The sequence below is a fragment of the Arthrobacter sp. NPDC093125 genome, from assembly GCF_044754225.1.
GTDB lineage: Bacteria > Actinomycetota > Actinomycetes > Actinomycetales > Micrococcaceae > Arthrobacter.
On record NZ_JBIVOQ010000005.1, the window covers coordinates 167,301 to 185,613 of the forward strand.

Genomic DNA, 18,313 nt, shown 5'->3' on the forward strand with positions numbered 1-18,313 from the left:
ACAATGACGTCCGCAGCGTTTTTAGGTGTCGTGCCACCGTAGGATTGCGGTTATGGGGAACACTCACAGTTTTTTCACATGGACGGCCCGGAGCGTTGCGTCGGCGGCACTGGCTGCCTCGCTGGCTTCGTGCGGCGTCATTGCGGGCCAGGACGGCGGCGGGGAAGCGCCAAGTGGCGCTGCGCAGGGGACGCCCGCCACGACGGCCCCTTCGTCCAGCGCTTCGGGGTCACCTGATGGGTCGGGTTCGCCGGACGCCGGAGCATCCGGCGGCCCGACAGCCAGCCAGACAGCGGCGCCCGGCGAGACACCCACGGCCGGTGCGACGCCCGGCGTCGGACCCGAATGCAAAGGCGTGCGTTGTGCCTCCGTGGTGGTCACCGGCGACATGCTGGTCCACACGCAGCTGTGGGAGCAGGCACGCCAGGACGCCCTGGCGGCCGGTATAAAGGGACTCGACTTTGTCCCGCTGCTGGAGGGCCAGAGGCGCTACATTGGGCAAAGCGACCTCGCCATCTGCCACCAGGAGACCCCTGTGGCAGCACCGGCCGGACCGTTCTCGGCGTACCCGTCGTTCAACGTGCCCCCGCAGATCATTGCCGCAGCCAAGGCTGTCGGATACCAGGCGTGCACCACGGCGAGCAACCACACCATCGACCAGGGCACCGCGGGACTGGTCCGGACGCTGGACGCACTCGATGCTTCCGGCCTGCAGCACACCGGCTCGTACCGCACGAAGGCAGAAGCGGACGGCATTCTCATCCTGCCGACGCAGGCGGCCAATATCGCCGTCATTCAAGGCACGTACGGCCTGAACGGCCAGATTCCGGAGCAGGACTGGCAGGTGGACATGCTGGATGCACCGACCATGATTGCCAAGGCGAAAAAGGCACGGCAGCTTGGTGCAGATATCGTGCTCGGGGTCATGCACGCCGGAGACGAATACGCCAGTGTTCCCAACGCCCAGCAGCAGGAGGTGGCGCACGCCCTGGTGGACAGCGGGCAGTTCACCATGATCTACGGGCACCACACCCATTCGGTGCTGCCGATTGAAAAGTACAAGGGAACGTGGATCGTATACGGGCTCGGCAACGGCGTGACAGAGCTCTCGCCCACCTACGCCGTCAACAACGAGGGGCTGCTGGTGAGGGCCCAGTTTAGCCAGGACGCCGCCGGCACGTGGACCGCTGCCGATCTCGGCTGGGCACCCTCGGTCATCGTCAACTCGCCGTACCGCTGGTGTTCGGTGGCCTCGGATGCGCCCCAGGGCGTCTGCGCCAGCCCGGCGGCCGACGCGGAGACGCGTCAGCGGACCAAGACTGTGGTGGAATCCATGGGTGCCGCGAAGGCCGGTGCCCACGAACTCCTGATCAGCAAGGAGAAGTAGCTAGCGCGGCCGGCGGGCCGCGTGTTCCCGGGCGAGCACCGCGAAGCGGTCATCCGGTTCCCCCGGCGTGAAGGATCCGTATTTCCGTTCGACCGCGGTCCGGATCAGATAGTCGGCGACGGCAGGGTTCTTCGGGAGCAGGGAACCGTGCAGGTAGCTCGCCACGATGTTGCGGTAGCGGGCCCCCTCATGGCCGTCCTTGCTGTTGTTGCCGGTCCCTTTTTCGACCGCGCCCAGAGGCTTCACGCCGGGCCCGAGGGTGGTCTGGCCGCTGTGGTTCTCGTAGCCAAGGACCTCGCCGAACTCGGGGGTGGTCACCTTCACGTTGCCGATCAGGCGTTCGTCCGTTCCGTGGGTCTCCACGTCCAGTATTCCGATGCCCGGAATGACTGCGCCCGAGCGTGTCTTGAAGAAATGCCCGAACAGCTGGTAGAGGCCGCAGATCACCAGCATGGGCGCTCCGTCTTCGGCCAGCCCACGCAGGGTGTCCGCCCGCATCTGCAGGTCGTCCTGGATCACCAGCTGGCCGCTGTCCTGCCCGCCGCCGGCAACGATCACATCCACCTCGTCGGGGAAATCGTCACCCGGGTTGTACTCGAGGAGTTCGGGCGTGTAACCATGCCACTTCAGCCGTTGCTGCAGCACCAGGGCGTTGCCCCAGTCGCCGTAGATGTTCATGTCGCGCGGATAGAGCTGCAGGACGCGGACGGTTCCCTTGCTGCCTGATGTTCCCGGGGTCACGAGACCACCTCCACTGTGGTGATTTTGGACAGCTCGCGGCGGATGGCGAGCATGGCTGTGTAGGTGCAGAACACGCGCTTCGGCTTGTCCTTCGCGCCGGCGATGAAGGCGGCCAGAGCAGGGGCGATCTCCGTGTCGACGGAGCGGACGGCCACTTCGTCGTACTGCAGGCGCAGGGCCATGTCATAGGCGCGGGAGCCGCTGACCTGGTCAACGCCGTCGGCCCGCAGGGATTCGAAGTCGACGTCCCACAGCCAGGACATGTCCCGCCCGTCCGCGTAGTTGTCGTTGATCGCGATCATGGTGGCGTATCCGCCCGAGGGAAAGGATTTAAGGCCCAGCCGGAACCCGCTGGGGTTCTTCACGAGCACCAGGTCCAGGGGCAGCCCGTCCACCACCAGGCTCTCGCCGCGGCCGAACGCCGGCGCCACCTGCGACAGCGCGGTCAGCAGGGCCGTGTGGTCCGCCGTGGCAGCGCCGCTGCCGCAGATGCTGCGGGCGAGCACCAGGGCCGCTGCGGCGTTGAAGATGTTGTAGACGCCGCGGAGTTTCATCTCGGTGGTGACCATGGCGCCGTCGTACTCGAAGTCGGCGTCGTCCGCGCCCACGCGGCGAAGCACGACGTCGGCAGCCGGCTTCCGGGGGACGGTCGCCGGCGGCGGGCTGCCGGGTCCGGCGCGCAGCTCGTCGTCGTTGGGAAAAGTGCCCAGCAGGGAATCGTCCAGGCCGAAGTACCGGACCTCCGGCCCGTGCAGGGTCTCGGCGATCCGTGCCACCCGGGGGTCTTCGCGGTTCAGGACCACCGTTCCCGTGGTCTTGGACGCGATGTGCTGGAGCAGTTGCGCCGTCTTATCGATTTCCCCGAAGCGGTCCAGCTGGTCACGGAGCACGTTCAGCAGCAGGCTGTAGCGCGGGGGAACGCGGTTGACGAAGTGCACCGCGTGGGCTTCGTCGAGCTCCAGCACGGCAATGTCGGCGTCCAGGCGTCCGCGCATGTCCACCTCGCCCAGCAAGGCGGCCGCCACGCCCCGGGTGAAGTTGCTGCCCGTACGGTTCGTGAAAACCTTCAGTCCCTGGCTTTCCAGGAGCTCCACCACCATCTTCGTTGTGGTGGTTTTTCCGTTGGTTCCGCTGACTACCGCCACCCCATGGGGGAGTGTGGACAGGGTCCTTTGCATGAAGCCCGGATCGATTTTTTCGACCACAAGGCCGGGAAAAGCGGAGCCTCCGCCCCTGAGCCGGGTTACCCGGCGGACGAGCTTGCCGAGCGGAACGCTAAAGGAAAACATGCTTTGAATATATCCCAGTTGAGGCATGCGACGGGGCGGCCGGCGGGCTGCGGGCAAGGGCACCGGCCGTCTTGACACTATGATATTTGGATGACCAATCCCCTTTCCGCCGCGGCCCCGCGCGCTCGTACAGGTATCGGTTCGGGACTCCGGATCGGTGTCCTGGCGCTTCAGGGCGACTTCCGCGAGCACCTTCATGCGGTCGAAGCAGCCGGTGCCACCGCCGTCGGGGTCCGCCGCCCGGCCGAGCTGGACGGCCTTGACGGCCTCATTATTCCCGGCGGGGAATCGACGGCCATCGACAAGCTGGCCCGCGCGTTCGAGCTGGCAGACCCGTTGCGCAAGCACATCGCCGAGGGCCTACCGGTTTACGGGTCCTGTGCCGGCATGATTCTGCTGGCGCACGACATAGCTGATCCCGCCACAGACATGGCCGGCAATCCCCAGCAGACTTTCGGCGGACTGGACATCACGGTGCGGCGCAACGCTTTCGGGCGCCAGCGGGAGTCGTTCGAGACGGACCTGGACTTCAAGGGACTGGACTTCAGTGCCACGGAGGAAGGCGTAGCTCCCGTGCATGCAGTCTTCATCCGCGGCCCGTGGGTGGAGCGGGTGGGCGACGGCGTCGAAGTGCTCGCCCAGGTGGAGCCGGCGGACCCGGCCCACGCTTCCCACGCTGCCGATCTGCAGGGGACAGCTAGAATTGTTGCAGTGCGTTCCGGCCGGCTGCTGGCCACCTCCTTCCACCCGGAAGTGACGGGGGAGAAACGCGTGCATGAACTTTTTATCCGCATGATCAGAGGAGAAGCGTAGAAGCATGTCAGGCCACTCCAAATGGGCAACGACCAAGCACAAGAAGGCCATCATTGATAGCCGCCGGGCGAAGTCGTTTGCCAAGCTGATCAAGAACATCGAAGTCGCGGCCCGCATGGGCGGACCGGACCTCGCCGGCAACCCGGGGCTTGAACTGGCCGTTACCAAGGCCAAGAAGACCTCCGTGCCCAACGACAACATCGACCGCGCCATCAAGCGCGGCGCCGGACTCACCGGTGAAGTCGTGGACTACACCGAGATCATGTACGAATGCCGCGGCCCGCAGGGATCCGCCCTGCTGATCGAATGCCTCACCGACAACAAGAACCGCGCGGCTTCCGAGGTCCGGCTCGCCATCTCCCGCAACGGCGGCACCATCGCTGATCCCGGTTCCGTCAGCTACCTCTTCACCCGCAAGGGCGTTGTCACCCTGCCCAAGAACGGCCTGAGCGAGGATGACGTCCTGATGGCCGTGCTGGACGCCGGCGCCGAGGAGGTCAAGGACAACGGCGACAACTTCGAAATCCACTCGGACCCGAAGGACCTGCAGGCCATCCGGGACGCCCTCAAGGAAGCCGGGATCGAGTACGACACCGACGAAGCCGAGTTCGTGCCGTCCATGGAGGTTCCCCTGGATGTGGACGCGGCCAAGAAGTTCATGAAGCTCGTTGACGCCCTGGAAGACCTGGACGACGTGCAGAACGTCTACAGCAACGCAGACCTCAGTGACGAAGTGCAGGCCGCACTGGACGCCGAGTGACGGGTGGTCCTCCCTGCCGCGGCACACGCGCTGACTGAGCTGTGACGCTGCGCGTTCTGGGCGTCGACCCAGGCCTGACCCGCTGCGGCATCGGCGTGGTCGACGTGGAAAAGAACCGCCGCGCCAGCATGGTGGCTGTGGGTGTGGTCGGCACGTCCCCCGAGGAGACGCTGGACCAGCGCCTGCTCGTCATTGCCCTGGCCATTGACGACTGGCTCGACAGGTACGAGCCGCACGTCCTGGCCGTGGAGCGGGTCTTTTCCCAGCTCAACGTCAGCACCGTGATGGGCGTCGCCCAGGCGTCCGGCGTGGTGATTGCGGCAGCAGCCCGGCGCGGAATCCCGGTGGCACTCCACACGCCGTCGGAAGTCAAAGCGGCCGTCACGGGAAGCGGCAACTCCAACAAGGACGCCGTCACCAAGCTCGTCACCAAGATCCTCCGGCTCGACGCCCCGCCCCGGCCGGCTGACGCCGCCGACGCCCTTGCCCTTGCCATCACCCACGCGTGGCGGGCCGGCAGCGGCGCTGCCGTCGCCACCACCGGACCGGGCAGCCAGGCGCTGACTCCTGCCCAGCGCGCCTGGGCGGATGCAGAAGCGAAGGCGCGCCGCGCACGGTGATTGTCCGCAGCCCTTGCTAGGGTATTCGTAGATATGTTCGGATAACCGGTCGGAGACATCACATTGTCCGGCCGGCAGTAGTTCAGGAGCCCGGCCTTGATAAGTTTTCTCCGCGGAACCGTAGCGCACGTTGGCCTGTCCACCGCGGTGATCGACCTTAACGGTGCCGGCATGAGTGTCTACGCCACGCCGCAGACCCTGAGCAAACTCCGCACCGGCGAGGAAGGGAAGCTCTACACCTCGCTGATCGTCCGGGAGGACTCGCTCACCCTTTTCGGGTTCGCCAGTGATGACGAGCGTGAGGTCTTCGACATTTTGCTGAGCGTGAGCGGAGTTGGCCCGCGGCTGGCTCTGGCAGTCCTCGCGGTCCATGAGCCGGAGGCCATCCGCGTCGCGGCCCATAACGGGGACAGTAAAACCTTCACCAAAGTTCCCGGCATCGGACCCAAAGTGGCCGGCCGCATCGTGCTCGAACTCGCCGGAAAGCTGGTGCCGCACGGCACCGCACCGAGTGCCGCACCCGCCCCGTCAGGGGAAGCAGTCTGGAAGCCGCAGGTTGTAGCCGCCATGACGAGCCTCGGATGGTCCGAGAAGGACGCCACCGGCAGCATCGACAAGGCGCTGGCCGACGCGCCGGACTTGGCGGAGCAGGGAAACGTCGCCGAGATTCTTCGCACCACCCTGCGCTGGCTCGGCCAGGACGGCGCCCGGGCCGGCAACAGGGTAGGCAGCCGTGGCTGAGCCTTCCCTCGTCGCCGGGGGAGAGGAGCCGGAAGAGCGCACGATCGAAGCCGCCCTGCGTCCCAAGAACCTGCACGACTTTGTGGGCCAGCACCGGGTCCGCAAACAGCTGTCCCTCGTGCTGCAGGCTTCCAGGATGCGCGGCCGCACGGCCGACCACGTGCTGTTTTCGGGTCCGCCGGGCCTGGGCAAGACCACTCTGGCCATGATCGTGGCCGCAGAGATGAACGCGCCGCTGCGGATCAGCAGCGGCCCGGCCATCCAGCATGCCGGCGATCTCGCCGCCATCCTTTCCTCCCTCTCCGAGGGCGAGGTTCTGTTCCTGGACGAAATACACCGGATGTCCCGCCCTGCTGAGGAAATGCTCTACATGGCGATGGAGGACTTCCGGGTGGACATCGTGGTCGGGAAGGGCGCCGGCGCCACGGCCATTCCGTTGGAACTGCCGGCCTTCACGCTGGTGGGTGCCACCACCCGTGCGGGACTGCTGCCCGGCCCCCTGCGCGACAGGTTCGGATTTACCGGGCACCTTGAGTTCTATTCCGTCGAGGAACTCGAGCTGGTCCTGCGCAGGTCCGCGGGCCTGCTGGACCTGAAGGTGAATTCTGCCGGCTTCAGCGAAATCGCGGGCAGGTCCCGCGGCACCCCCCGTATCGCCAACCGCCTCCTCCGGCGTGTGAGGGACTGGGCTCTGGTGCACGGGATCGAGCAGATAGATGCCAGGTCAGCGTCGGCCGCCCTGGACATGTACGAGGTGGACAAGCGCGGCCTGGACCGCCTCGACCGTTCCGTGCTGGAGGCACTCATCACCAAGTTCGGCGGCGGACCTGTGGGACTGTCCACCCTGGCCATCGCCGTGGGCGAGGAACCCGAAACAGTCGAGACGGTTGCCGAGCCGTACCTGGTCCGCGAGGGGCTCCTGGGCAGGACGCCGCGGGGCCGCATCGCCATGGCCCCGGCCTGGACCCACCTGGGCCTTGCCGTTCCCGACGGCGTGTTCGGACAGGACACGCTGGACCTGTTCGGGCCGGATACAGAAGATGAAGAATCCGCTACAGACTGGATTTCCAACACCCAATAACAGCGTCCGTCCAGCTTTTCCCTCTAGACTGGAATGACGCTCGGCACATCCGTGCCTTCGTTTCTGCGGCCGGCCCCCAACGGGCCGCCGCTCCCGGCCATGAGTGTGGGCCGGCAGCGGGACGAAACGGACGCTGCCGTCAACCAGCTATGCAAGTACAGAACGGAACTTTCCTGTGTTCGGAAATATCACTGCCCAGGCCCAGCCTCAGGCCGGCGGCGGGATCGACATCATGTCCATCCTGCTGTTCGTCATGCTCGGCATCTTCATCTTCATGATGTTCCGCCGGAACAAGAAGACCCAGCAGCAGCAGGCTGCCCTCCAGTCGCAGTTCGCTCCGGGCGTCGAGGTCATGACGAGCTTCGGCCTGTTCGGCCGCATCGTTTCGATCGATGAAGAAGAGAACAAGGTGGTGCTGGAACTGTCTCCCGGCAACCTTGCCAGCGTTCACCGCCAGGCCGTGACCAAGATCGTGGAGCCCGCGGCAGGCACCACTCCCGTTCCGGATGACGCTTCGTCCCTCACTGTCGACCGGGACGAAAGCACTCCGGCCGCGACTGAAACTCCGGATGAAACCTTGAAGCGCTTCAACGACGAAGGCAAAAAGGACATCTGATCCGCAGGCGCGTCCGCGCCGCGCAGCACTCTCTTCGGCAGCGGCCCGCCGTCGGGACGGGCGTCCAGCCCGCACCGGCGGCTCCTCCGTATAAATAGAAAGATCGACAATGGCACGAACTGGCCACAAGAAATCAGCCATCCGGGTGTTGGTTTGGCTTGGCGTAATTCTGGCTGTCATGACCGCCGTCCTCGCAGGCGGCACCATGGCCGGGCAGGCCAGCTGGACTCCCAAGCTTGCCCTGGACCTTGAAGGCGGCACCCAGATGATCCTGGCGCCCAAGGTGGAGGGCGGCTCCGACATCAACGAGGAACAGCTCAACCAGGCTGTCGCGATCATCCGCCAGCGCGTCGACGGCTCTGGCGTTGCCGAAGCTGAAATCAGCACCCAGTCGGGCCGGAACGTCGTGGTGAGCCTCCCGGGCACGCCGTCGTCCGAGACCCGCGCACTGATCCAGGCATCAGCCGACATGAACTTCCGCCCGGTCCTGCTCAACGGCCCCGGCACGCCCGTTCCTGCGGAGGAGCGCACGCCTGCCGCGCAGCTCCCCAAGCCCACGGCCAAGCCGGAGAACGGCAGTGATTCGAACTGGATCACCGCGGACATCTACAAGCAGTTCGAGGCGCTGGACTGCGCCAATCCTGCAACGGACAAGCAGGAGCGCTCGGATCCGGCCAAGCCGCTGGTCACGTGCGAGCCGGCCACGGACGAGCAGCCGGCCATCAAATACATCCTGGGCCCGGTTGAGGTCAAGGGTGTCGAGATCCAGGGCTCCACGTTCCAGCTCCAGCAGGGTGTCCAGGGTGCCGTCACCAACGAGTGGGCCGTCAACATTCAGTTCAACGCCGAGGGCACCGCGAAATTCAAGACGGTCACCGAGCGGCTGCACCAGTTCTACCTGGCGGCCGGCGGCGAAACGGGAACCGACCCGAAGTCGCAGTTTGCCATCGTCCTGGACGACCAGGTCATCTCCGCTCCGCGGGCCCAGGCTGTCATTACCGACGGCCGTCCGCAGATCACCGGCGGATTCACCGAGCAGTCGGCGAAGACACTCTCCGACCAGCTGCGCTTCGGCGCGTTGCCCATCAGCTTCGACATCCAGAGCGAGCAGCAGATCTCGGCGACCCTCGGTGGTGAGCAGCTGCGGATGGGTCTGCTGGCAGGCCTGATCGGGCTGCTGCTGGTGGTTGTCTACTCCCTGTTCCAATACCGGGTCCTGGGCCTTGTCACCATCGCCTCGCTGGTGGTGGCCGGCATCCTCACCTATCTGGCGATCGCGATCCTCGGTTGGACGGAAAACTACCGTCTGTCCCTGGCAGGCGTTGCCGGCATCATCGTCGCCATCGGTCAGACCGCCGACTCCTTCATCGTCTACTTCGAGCGCATCCGTGACGAACTCCGTGAAGGCCGCGGCCTCGTGTCTGCCGTGGAGAACGGCTGGAAGCGCGCCAAGCGGACTGTGCTGGCCTCCAAGGCGGTCAACCTCCTCGCAGCACTCGTGCTGTACTTCGTCGCCGTCGGCAACGTGCGCGGCTTCGCGTTCACGCTCGGCCTGACCGCCATCGCCGACCTGATCGTGGTGTTCATGTTCACGCACCCGACGCTGCAGATGCTGGCCCGCACCCGGTTCTTCGGCGAAGGCCACCGGTTCTCCGGCCTGGACCCCGAACGCCTCGGCGCCGTGCCGCTGTACAGGGGCGCCGGCAGGATCCGGACCCCGGAGGAGAAGCCGGTGGCCGTGCGCGCCAAGAACACCGGAGCCTCCGCTGAGGCGGAACGCCGGATGACGATTGCAGAACGACGCCTCGCGGAAAAGCAGCAGCAGCTTGCGGGTTCCTCCAAGGGCGCCAACAAGGAGACCAAGTAATGGCTAAGAGTTTTGCGACCTTCGGCAATGAGCTGTACACCGGAAAGCGCTCCTATGACTTTGTCGGTAAGAAGAAGCTCTGGTTCCTGATCGCCCTCGCGGGCGTTGCCCTGTCGATCCTCATCCCGGTGGCCAAGGGCGGATTCAACCTGGGCATCGAGTTCCGGGGCGGCTCGGAATTCACCGTCTCCAACGTCAAGACCACCGACGCTGCGCTCGGTGAAAAGGCCGTAGAGGATGTCGTTCCGGGCAGCGTGCCGCGCGTAGCCAACGTCGCCGGCACCACCATGCGGATCCAGACGGACAAGCTCTCCGATGACGAGACCCTCAAAATCAAGGAGGGCCTGACCACGGCCTACGGAGTCACCGACAACGAGGTGACCTCCACGTTCGTCGGTCCCACCTGGGGCGCAGACGTGACCAAGCAGGCGCTGCTGGGCCTGGTCGTCTTCGTGGCACTGGCCACCGTGCTCATGGCGCTGTACTTCAGGACCTGGAAGATGTCCCTGTCCGCGATCGCGGGCATGGCGGTAACCATGTTCATCACAGCCGGCGTCTATGCGCTGAGTGACTTTGAAGTGACGCCGTCGGCCATCATCGGCTTCCTTACCGTGCTCAGCTACTCCCTGTACGACACCGTGGTGGTGTTCGACAAGATCCGTGAGAACACGGCCGACATCGACTCCTCCACCCGCCGGACATTCGGCGAGGAAGTCAACCTGGCCGTGAACCAGACCCTGGTGCGGTCGATCAACACGATGATGGTGGCGATCCTCCCCGTGGCGGCGATTCTCTTCATCGGTGCAGGACTCCTCGGAGCAGGAACTCTTCGGGATCTCTCGCTCGCCCTGTTCGTGGGGATCCTGATCGGCACCGCAGCCACCATCTTCATTGCTGCGCCGATGTATGCATGGCTGCGGCAGAACGAACCCGAGCTGGTCAAGCAGGCCAAGCGCGTGCAGCACCGGCGGGCCGAAGCCCGCGCCAAAGCCCCCGCCGAACCGGCACAGGCTTAGCAGCAGTGACAAGGACCGGATGCCGTTGCCGCGGCATCCGGTCTTTTGCGTCGCTTTCCAGCGCGACTGGCAAAGTCTCAGTTGCGACCTCGGTTATCGAGCACGCCTGCGGCGGGAATAGACTGGAATAATTAAACGGGTCGTGAGGGGTGCTTCATTGGAAGAACGTTCGACGTCGGCGCCAGAGGCAGCCGGGGATAACGGTCCGGGCCAGGGCCCGCAGACTGGTCTGGTGGCTGCCGGACGTCCCGGCCCGGGTGTGCCGGTGGACAACTCCGGCGTGCGCCCCACGTTTCCGGGGCGCCGCGAACGCACGCGGTCCCGGCTTGCGAGGCTGACCGGGCGCAGCACAGCCACCTACTCGCCGATCCTGGAGCCCCTGCTCCGCACTGTCCGGGCGAACAACCCCAAAGAGGACTTCGACCTCATCCAACGCGCGTTCGTTGTCGCCGAGCAGAGCCACCGGGGACAGAAGCGCAAAAGCGGTGACCCGTACATCACCCACCCCGTGGCCGTCGCCACGATCCTTGCCGAACTCGGCCTCAGCGGAACCACGCTTGCAGCGGCGCTGCTGCACGATACGGTCGAAGACACGCCGTACACCCTTGCTGACCTGAAGGCCGACTTCGGTCCCGAAGTGGCCATGCTCGTGGACGGCGTCACGAAGCTGGACAAGGTCAGTTTCGGCGAGGCCGCGCAGTCCGAGACGGTGCGCAAGATGGTCGTGGCCATGGCCAAGGACATCCGCGTGCTGATGATCAAACTCGCGGACAGGCTGCACAACGCCCGGACATGGCGCTTCGTCTCCGCGGAGTCCTCAGCCCGCAAGGCACGCGAAACGCTGGAGATTTTCGCGCCGCTGGCCCACCGGCTCGGCATGAACACCATCAAGTGGGAACTCGAGGACCTTTCCTTCGCCGCGCTGTATCCGAAGGTGTACGAGGAGATCGTCCGGATGGTGGGCGACAGGACACCGGAGCGCGAGAAGAGCCTCAGCGTCATCCGGAACCAGATCGCCGAGGATCTGCGCGTGGCTAAAATCAAAGCCACCATCACGGGCCGCCCGAAGCACTATTACTCGATTTACCAAAAGATGATCGTCCGGGACAAGGACTTCGACGACATCAACGACCTGATGGGCGTGCGCGTGCTGGTGGACTCCGTCCGCGACTGTTACGCCGCACTCGGTACCCTGCATTCGCGCTGGAACCCCCTGCCCGGGCGGTTCAAGGACTACATCGCGATGCCCAAGTTCAATATGTACCAGTCCCTGCACACCACCGTGATCGGTCCCGGCGGCAAGCCTGTTGAGATCCAGATCCGCACGCACGAGATGCATCGCCGTGCGGAGTACGGCGTGGCCGCGCACTGGAAGTACAAGGACCAGCCGAACCGCACCGCAACCGGGCCCGGCAGCCCCCGCGACGGGGACATGGGATGGCTGCGTTCGCTCGTGGACTGGCAGCAGGAGACTTCCGATCCCGGCGAGTTCCTGGACTCCCTGCGCTTTGAGATCAACGCGCGGGAAGTCTTCGTCTTCACGCCCAAGGGTGAGGTCATGGCCCTCCCCGCCGGCTCGACGCCGGTGGACTTCGCCTACGCCGTGCACACTGAAGTGGGCCACCGCACCATCGGCGCCCGGGTCAACGGGAAGCTGGTGCCCCTTAACAGCGAACTCAACCACGGCGACTGGGTGGAGATCTTCACCTCCAAGGCTGAAGGTGCCGGACCCAGCCAGGACTGGCAGCACTTCGTCAAGAGCGCCCGTGCCCGCAACAAGATCCGCCAGTGGTTCAGCAAAGAGCGCCGTGAAGAGGCGATTGACCGCGGCAAGGAGCTGCTGACCCGCGCCATGCGGAAGCAGAACCTGCCGCTGCAGCGCCTCATGACCCACGACGCCCTCGCCGCCGTGGCAGAGGAATTCAAGTACGTCGACATCTCCGGTTTGTACGCAGGTGTGGGCGACGGACACACTTCGGCGCAGCACGTCATGGAGAAGCTCGTCGATCTGCTCGGCGGGAACGAAACCCCGGATGACGACCTCACCGAGGTGAGCATCCCCACCCAGGTCACCAAGGCACGGTTCTCCGACTCCGGTGTGGTGGTCCGCGGTGTGGGCGACGTGTGGGTCAAGCTGGCCCGCTGCTGCACCCCGGTGCCGCCCGACCCCATCCTGGGCTTCGTCACACGGGGCTCGGGCGTCTCCGTGCACCGCACCGACTGCACCAACGTCGCGGGCCTGAAGGACCAGCCGGACAGGATCGTCGACGTGGACTGGGCTCCCACACAGTCCAGCGTGTTCCTCGTTGAGATTCAGGTGGAGGCCCTGGACAGGAAGTCCCTGCTCTCGGACGTCACACGCGTGCTGTCCGAGAACCACGTGAACATCCTGGCCGCAAGCGTCCACACATCAACCGACCGTGTGGCCATCTCCAAGTTCGCCTTCGAAATGGGCGACCCCAAGTACCTCAGCCACGTTCTCAGTGCTGTCCGCAGGATTGACGGCGTGTTTGATGTGTACCGCACCACCGGGAACAGCCGGCGCAGCTAGGGCCAGTTTCTCCAGGGCTGCTTTCTTATGCGGCAGCCTGGGGGAGGCCTCCACCGCGAGGGTCAGCAACCGCACGCGCACGTCGAGTTCGGGCCGTTCGAGGAGCCGCCGCAGGGCGGGAACTGCCCGTTCAGCCTCCACGTGCAGGGCGATGTCCAGCGCGGTGCGCAAGGGGCTGGACACCATCAGGCCGCCCAGGCTGACAACGTCAAAGGGGCCGAGCCGGACCTCGTGGAGCGTGCAGCCCCTGGTGGAGCGCAGGCTGGAGACCCGGCGCTTGGCGTCCACCAGCAGGGCCAGCCGGTCCGGTTCCCGGGCGCAGCCGTAGATCCAGGCCGCAGTCATCCTTCCGGCCACCACCCGCCGCCGGATCCCCGGCGGTACGGCGCAGGCGGCCGCGCGGGCGCGCAGCTGCGGCGAGGCAGGAACTCCGGGCGCTGTGTAGCCGTGCTGGTAGAGCTGCGTCAGCACGCCGTCGGCAGCCATGGACTGGAGCTCGGGCCAGGAGAACAGCGGCCCCGGCGCGTAAAGATCCAGAAGTTGCGTGGGGGAGTCGGGGCTGCGCATGCCGGACGCTTTCATCCAGCCATCGTGCCGGAACCGCCCTGAACAGGAACAGGCCCCGGCCCGGCTATGTGGATAACCGGAACGGGGCCTGCAACGGTGAAAGCAGGGATCCTAGGAGAGCTCGCTGGCAGACCGCTGGATCTGGTCCAGCCACGCCTGGCGGGCGTCAAGGGCCTCCTGGGCGGCCTTGATTTTGCGCTGGTCTCCGGCCTTCTCCGCCTTCGCCAGGTCTTCCTTCAGGCCGGCTATGGCCGACTCGAGCTGGCTCAGGGCGCTGTTGGTGCGTGCCTTGGTCTCCGGGTTGGAACGCTGCCAGTTTTCCTCTTCGGCCTGGCGGACGGCGTCCTCGATCCTGCGCAGTCCGGCCTCGACGCGTCCCATGTCCGCGCGGGGCACCTTTCCGGCGTCCTCCCAGCGGTCGCGGACGGACTGGAGCGCCTTCTTCGCGGCGCCGAGGTCCCTGACCGGAAGGATGGCGTTGGCCTCCTCGAGGAGGGCTTCCTTCACCCTGAGGTTGGCCGCGTACTCCTGGTCAATCTCATCGTTTGCAGCCTGGCGGTTGGTGAAGAAGATGTCCTGGGCGGCGCGGAACCTGGCCCACAACGCGTCGTCGTCCTTGCGGCTGGCGCGGGGTGAGGCCTTCCACTCGTCCATGAGGCGGCGGTACTCGCCGGCCGCGAAGCCCCAGTCCGTCGACGAGGACAGGGCCTCGGCCTCGGCGATGAGCTTCTCCTTGGCGGCCTTGGCTGCCGAGTTGTTGCTGTCCAGTTGGGAGAAGTAGGCGCGGCGATGCCGGTCAAAGACGGTGCGCGCGGCGCGGAACCGCTTCCACAGCGCGTCTTCGTTGCTGCGCCCGAGGCGGACGCCGCTCTTCTGGGCCGCCTTCCAGCTCTCGAAAAGCTCGTTCATCCTGGCGCTGGAGGTCTTCCACTGGATCTGCGCCGGATCCGTTCCGGAAATGGTCTCAGCCTCGGACACGATGGCCTCGCGGGCAGCGAGTTCGGTTGCGCGCACGGCGTCGTGCTGTGCCTTTTCGGCCTTTTCCAGCTCGGTGATCTGGGTGGACAGCGTGTCCAGGCGGCCTTCGGCGGAACGGATATCTCCCACCATGTTCCGTTCAGCGAGCTGTTCACGCAGGTGGGTGACAGTCTTCTGCATGTCGGTCGTGGGCGCCTTGGATGCCACGCGCTGCTCGAGCAGCACGATCTGGGCCACGACGTCGTCGTACTTCCGGGCGAAGTAGGCCAGCGCTTCGTCGTCGCTCACGCCTGGGTACTGGCCGACGGGGTGCTCCTCGCCGTCGATCGTCAGAAAGACGTGACCGTCGCCTTCGACACGGCCCCACTTCGCAGCTTCCGCGAGCGACGTGGCAGACGCTGCGGGTGCAGGCGCTGCAGGTGCAGCGGGGCCCGCCTTGGGGCGTGCCGCGAAGGCAGCGGGCGACGGCGCAGGGCGGGGTGCCGGCGTCGGGCGCGGAGCGGGTGCCGGGCTGGCGGCGGGAACCTCAGCGTCGGGAGCCTCGGCAGCGCCGGTGTCGGCGGCGGGAGCCTCAGCGTCGGGGGCGTCCTGCCCAGCGGCGTCATGCTGCGGCGCGCCCTGCTCAGCTGCGCCGGCCTCCGGCGCGCTGTCCGCGGGAGCGTTTTCCTCCGGCGTGTTCTCCGGCTGCGTTTCTTCTGCCTGGGTACCTTCAGCGGCTGCCTCCTCGGGTTCGGCCGGAGGAGCCGGAACCTCAATCAGGTCTGCTGCTGCTGTTTCGTCGGATTTCTGACTGTCTGTCACCGCTAAAAGTCTTTCGCTTGGAGGAAGATACTCTCGTAATCCGTACCTATCCACGGGGGACAGGTGCTTCTTACTTCAGAGAAAACGAGTCTATCGTGACTGGTTCCACAGGCGCGCCGTCTGTGGCGTTTTCGCCCTTCTTAAGACCTGCGGCCGCAATCTTTGTGACTACGTCCAGTCCGGAGGTCACCTTGCCCACTATTGTGTAGCCGCCCGCGGCGTCAGGCGGAATGACCGTGTCCTTGTACACAATGAAGAACTGCGTGCCGTTGCCGTAGGCGTTTCCGCCCGTGCGGGCCACCGCAATGGTGCCGGCCGGGTATTTGTCGTCGGCCGGTGCGTTTTCCAGCGGGCCCCAGGTGTAGGAGGGGTCTCCCTGGCCGTCACCCGTCTTGGAACCGCACTGCAGCACGCCGAAGTTCTCCCCGGTGGTGAGCCGGTGGCAGCTGACCCCCTTGTAGTAGCCCTGGTCCGCGAGGGATTTGAAGACGGCAGCGGCCTGGGGCGCATTGTTGCCGTCCAGCTGCACTCCAACCGCGCCCCGGTTGAGCCTGAGCTCGCCGGTGAAAACCTTTCCGGCGGCGGTTTCAGGCTTTGGGATGTTGGGGGCGTTGGTGGGCGACGGCGATGGGGACGGAGATTCCAGCCCTGCCTGCGCCGCGGCGAACTCCTCTTCGGTCGGGTTTCCGGAAAAAACCGAGAGTTGGAGGACGACGGCGAGTATCACTGCCGCTGCGCCGGCGCCGCCCGCAATGAGGTTGTCCCGCTTCCGCCGTTTCTCCTGGTCCCGCCGAAGCGCGCGCTTGGCTTCCATCTGCTGAATGCGCCGCTTTGCTTCACGCATTTCACGTGGACTGGCCGCCACAGGCTCCTCCTCGATAATCGGGCTGCCCCCAGGGTCACCCGCTGAAGGCATCCCCGGCTGCAGCTGCACGGCGGCAGCGCCCTCAACCCCGCCGCGTGCATTAGAGATGCCCGCGCCGAAAGCATAAACTGACTGCCGCACCTAGTTTATGCAGAACAGCCTGGACTCCCGCGCCTGCTGCCGCCTTTGCCCCCATGGCGGTTCAAATGTTTCAGCGCAGCGGACTCCGGCCGTCGGTTACCTGAGGAGAAACTCCACCATGGCACGCACAGCCTCCCTGTCCGGATTCCCCGAGTGGCTTCCCGAGGAGCGGCTGGTGGAGCAGCATGTGCTGGACACCCTGCGCCGCACCTTTGAGTTGCACGGGTTCTCTTCGATCGAGACCCGCGCCGTGGAGACCGTGGGCCAGCTGCTGCGCAAGGGGGAGATCGACAAAGAGGTCTACGGCCTCAGCCGCCTGCAGGACGATGAAGGCGACGAATCGAAGGGCAAGCACGATCCGCACGCCCTGGCACTGCACTTTGACCTGACGGTTCCGTTCGCCCGCTACGTCGTGGAGAACGCCGGTTACCTGGCGTTCCCGTTCCGGCGCTACCAGATACAGAAGGTGTGGCGCGGTGAGCGTCCGCAGGAGGGCCGCGCCCGCGAGTTCACCCAGGCCGACATCGACGTGGTGGGCGACGGCGACCTGCCGTTCCGCTACGACGTCGAAATCGCGCTGGTCATCGCCGAGGCGCTGGGCGCCCTTCCCATTCCGGACTTCCGCCTGCGCATCAACAACCGCAAGCTTGCCGAGGGGTTCTACCGCGGCATCGGCCTGGACGACACCGCCGGAGTGCTGCGCAGCATCGACAAGCTGGAAAAGATCGGCCCGGACAAGGTCGCCGAACTGCTCAGGACCGAACTGGGCGCCACCGAGGACCAGGCGCAGGCAGCCCTGAAACTGGCGGGCATCCGCACCGAAGACACGTCCTTCGTGGGTCAGGTCCGGTCCCTCGGCGTGAACAACGAGCTCCTCGAGGAGGGCCTGAACGAACTGGAGCAGGTCATTGAGGCCGCCGTGAAGCACGCTCCCGGAAAGGTGGTGGCGGACCTGAGCATCGCCCGCGGCCTGGACTACTACACGGGCACGGTCGTGGAAACGGTGCTCGTGGGGCACGAACAGCTCGGCTCCATCTGCTCCGGCGGCCGGTACGACGCATTGGCGAGCAAGGGCAACCGGAAGTTTCCCGGCGTCGGCCTTTCTATCGGCGTCACCCGGCTGGTCTCCCGCATCCTGAGCCAGGACCTCGCGAAGGCCTCCCGCTCAGTGCCCACCGCCGTGCTGGTCGCGCTGAACAACGATGACAGCTGGGGGGAGGCCCAGGACGTGGCCACCCAGCTGCGCAGCCGGGGGATCGCCACCGAGGTCGCCGCGAAGGCCGAGAAGTTCGGAAAGCAGATCAAGTTCGCCGACCGCCGCGGCATTCCCTTCGTCTGGTTTACCGACGACGACGGCAAGCACCAGGTCAAGGACATCCGCTCCGGCGTGCAGACCGACGCCGACCCCGCGAGCTGGACGCCGTCGGATGAGGACCTGTACGTCCAGGTCACCGGGGCTGCTTCGGAGTAGGCGGCGAC

The 18,313-nt window shown here is 65.9% G+C and carries 16 protein-coding genes; 11 read left to right on the plus strand and 5 right to left on the minus strand.

Annotated features, from left to right (window positions below; genetic code table 11):
- Nucleotides 1-63: 63 nt before the first annotated feature.
- Complete coding sequence (locus ACIP9X_RS12430; RefSeq protein WP_400480161.1) at nucleotides 64-381, minus strand: hypothetical protein; 318 nt, start codon at nucleotides 379-381, stop codon at nucleotides 64-66.
- Between ACIP9X_RS12430 and ACIP9X_RS12435 the strand changes: the two genes are divergently transcribed.
- The gene (locus ACIP9X_RS12435) at nucleotides 356-1,387 is read left to right on the plus strand and encodes a CapA family protein (RefSeq protein WP_400480157.1); all 1,032 of its coding nucleotides are present in this window, start codon (nucleotides 356-358) and stop codon (nucleotides 1,385-1,387) included. The two genes, ACIP9X_RS12430 and ACIP9X_RS12435, sit on opposite strands and share 26 nt — an antisense overlap.
- Here ACIP9X_RS12435 and ACIP9X_RS12440 read toward each other — a convergent pair whose 3' ends face one another.
- Nucleotides 1,388-2,128 carry a type 1 glutamine amidotransferase gene (locus ACIP9X_RS12440; protein ID WP_400480044.1) on the minus strand — a complete coding sequence of 247 codons (741 nt, stop codon included), beginning with the start codon at nucleotides 2,126-2,128 and terminating at the stop codon, nucleotides 1,388-1,390.
- The gene (locus ACIP9X_RS12445) at nucleotides 2,125-3,417 is read right to left on the minus strand and encodes a MurT ligase domain-containing protein (protein ID WP_400480045.1); all 1,293 of its coding nucleotides are present in this window, start codon (nucleotides 3,415-3,417) and stop codon (nucleotides 2,125-2,127) included. Before ACIP9X_RS12445 ends, ACIP9X_RS12440 begins: the two co-directional genes overlap by 4 nt.
- 90 nt (nucleotides 3,418-3,507) lie before the next feature.
- On the opposite strand from ACIP9X_RS12445, the gene pdxT reads away from it, so the two are divergent.
- The 9 genes from pdxT (at nucleotide 3,508) to ACIP9X_RS12490 (ending at nucleotide 13,482) form a co-directional block, all read left to right on the plus strand.
- Nucleotides 3,508-4,230: a pyridoxal 5'-phosphate synthase glutaminase subunit PdxT gene (gene pdxT / locus ACIP9X_RS12450; protein ID WP_400480046.1), complete on the plus strand. Its 723-nt coding sequence runs from the start codon at nucleotides 3,508-3,510 to the stop codon at nucleotides 4,228-4,230.
- A gap of 4 nt (nucleotides 4,231-4,234) precedes the next feature.
- The gene (locus ACIP9X_RS12455; protein WP_400480047.1) at nucleotides 4,235-4,990 is read left to right on the plus strand and encodes a YebC/PmpR family DNA-binding transcriptional regulator; all 756 of its coding nucleotides are present in this window, start codon (nucleotides 4,235-4,237) and stop codon (nucleotides 4,988-4,990) included.
- Between the two features lie 41 nt (nucleotides 4,991-5,031).
- Nucleotides 5,032-5,610, plus strand: coding sequence for a crossover junction endodeoxyribonuclease RuvC (ruvC, locus tag ACIP9X_RS12460; protein ID WP_400480048.1), 579 nt, complete (start codon nucleotides 5,032-5,034; stop codon nucleotides 5,608-5,610).
- Between the two features lie 96 nt (nucleotides 5,611-5,706).
- Nucleotides 5,707-6,351 (plus strand): Holliday junction branch migration protein RuvA, encoded by a 645-nt coding sequence (gene ruvA, locus ACIP9X_RS12465; protein ID WP_400480049.1) that lies wholly within the window; start codon nucleotides 5,707-5,709, stop codon nucleotides 6,349-6,351.
- A complete protein-coding gene (gene ruvB, locus ACIP9X_RS12470; RefSeq protein WP_400480050.1) occupies nucleotides 6,344-7,432 on the plus strand; it encodes a Holliday junction branch migration DNA helicase RuvB in 1,089 nt (362 codons plus the stop codon). Before ruvA ends, ruvB begins: the two co-directional genes overlap by 8 nt.
- A 232-nt stretch (nucleotides 7,433-7,664) precedes the next feature.
- The gene (gene yajC / locus ACIP9X_RS12475; RefSeq protein WP_400480158.1) at nucleotides 7,665-8,048 is read left to right on the plus strand and encodes a preprotein translocase subunit YajC; all 384 of its coding nucleotides are present in this window, start codon (nucleotides 7,665-7,667) and stop codon (nucleotides 8,046-8,048) included.
- Nucleotides 8,049-8,157: 109 nt separating this feature from the next.
- Entirely contained in the window at nucleotides 8,158-9,915 is a 1,758-nt protein-coding gene (gene secD / locus ACIP9X_RS12480) for a protein translocase subunit SecD (protein ID WP_400480051.1), read from the plus strand.
- Complete coding sequence (secF, locus tag ACIP9X_RS12485) at nucleotides 9,915-10,931, plus strand: protein translocase subunit SecF (RefSeq protein ID WP_400480052.1); 1,017 nt, start codon at nucleotides 9,915-9,917, stop codon at nucleotides 10,929-10,931. Before secD ends, secF begins: the two co-directional genes overlap by 1 nt.
- A gap of 157 nt (nucleotides 10,932-11,088) precedes the next feature.
- Complete coding sequence (locus tag ACIP9X_RS12490; protein WP_400480053.1) at nucleotides 11,089-13,482, plus strand: RelA/SpoT family protein; 2,394 nt, start codon at nucleotides 11,089-11,091, stop codon at nucleotides 13,480-13,482.
- Nucleotides 13,483-14,160: 678 nt separating this feature from the next.
- Here ACIP9X_RS12490 and ACIP9X_RS12495 read toward each other — a convergent pair.
- Together ACIP9X_RS12495 and ACIP9X_RS12500 are read right to left on the minus strand one after the other, a co-directional pair.
- On the minus strand, nucleotides 14,161-15,828 hold the full coding sequence (locus ACIP9X_RS12495) for a DUF349 domain-containing protein (protein WP_400480054.1): 1,668 nt from the start codon (nucleotides 15,826-15,828) through the stop codon (nucleotides 14,161-14,163).
- 70 nt (nucleotides 15,829-15,898) lie between these two features.
- A complete protein-coding gene (locus tag ACIP9X_RS12500) occupies nucleotides 15,899-16,693 on the minus strand; it encodes a peptidylprolyl isomerase (protein WP_400480055.1) in 795 nt (264 codons plus the stop codon).
- A gap of 259 nt (nucleotides 16,694-16,952) precedes the next feature.
- Here ACIP9X_RS12500 and hisS point away from each other — a divergent pair, with 259 nt between their 5' ends.
- The gene (gene hisS, locus ACIP9X_RS12505) at nucleotides 16,953-18,305 is read left to right on the plus strand and encodes a histidine--tRNA ligase (protein WP_400480056.1); all 1,353 of its coding nucleotides are present in this window, start codon (nucleotides 16,953-16,955) and stop codon (nucleotides 18,303-18,305) included.
- Nucleotides 18,306-18,313: the final 8 nt, after the last annotated feature.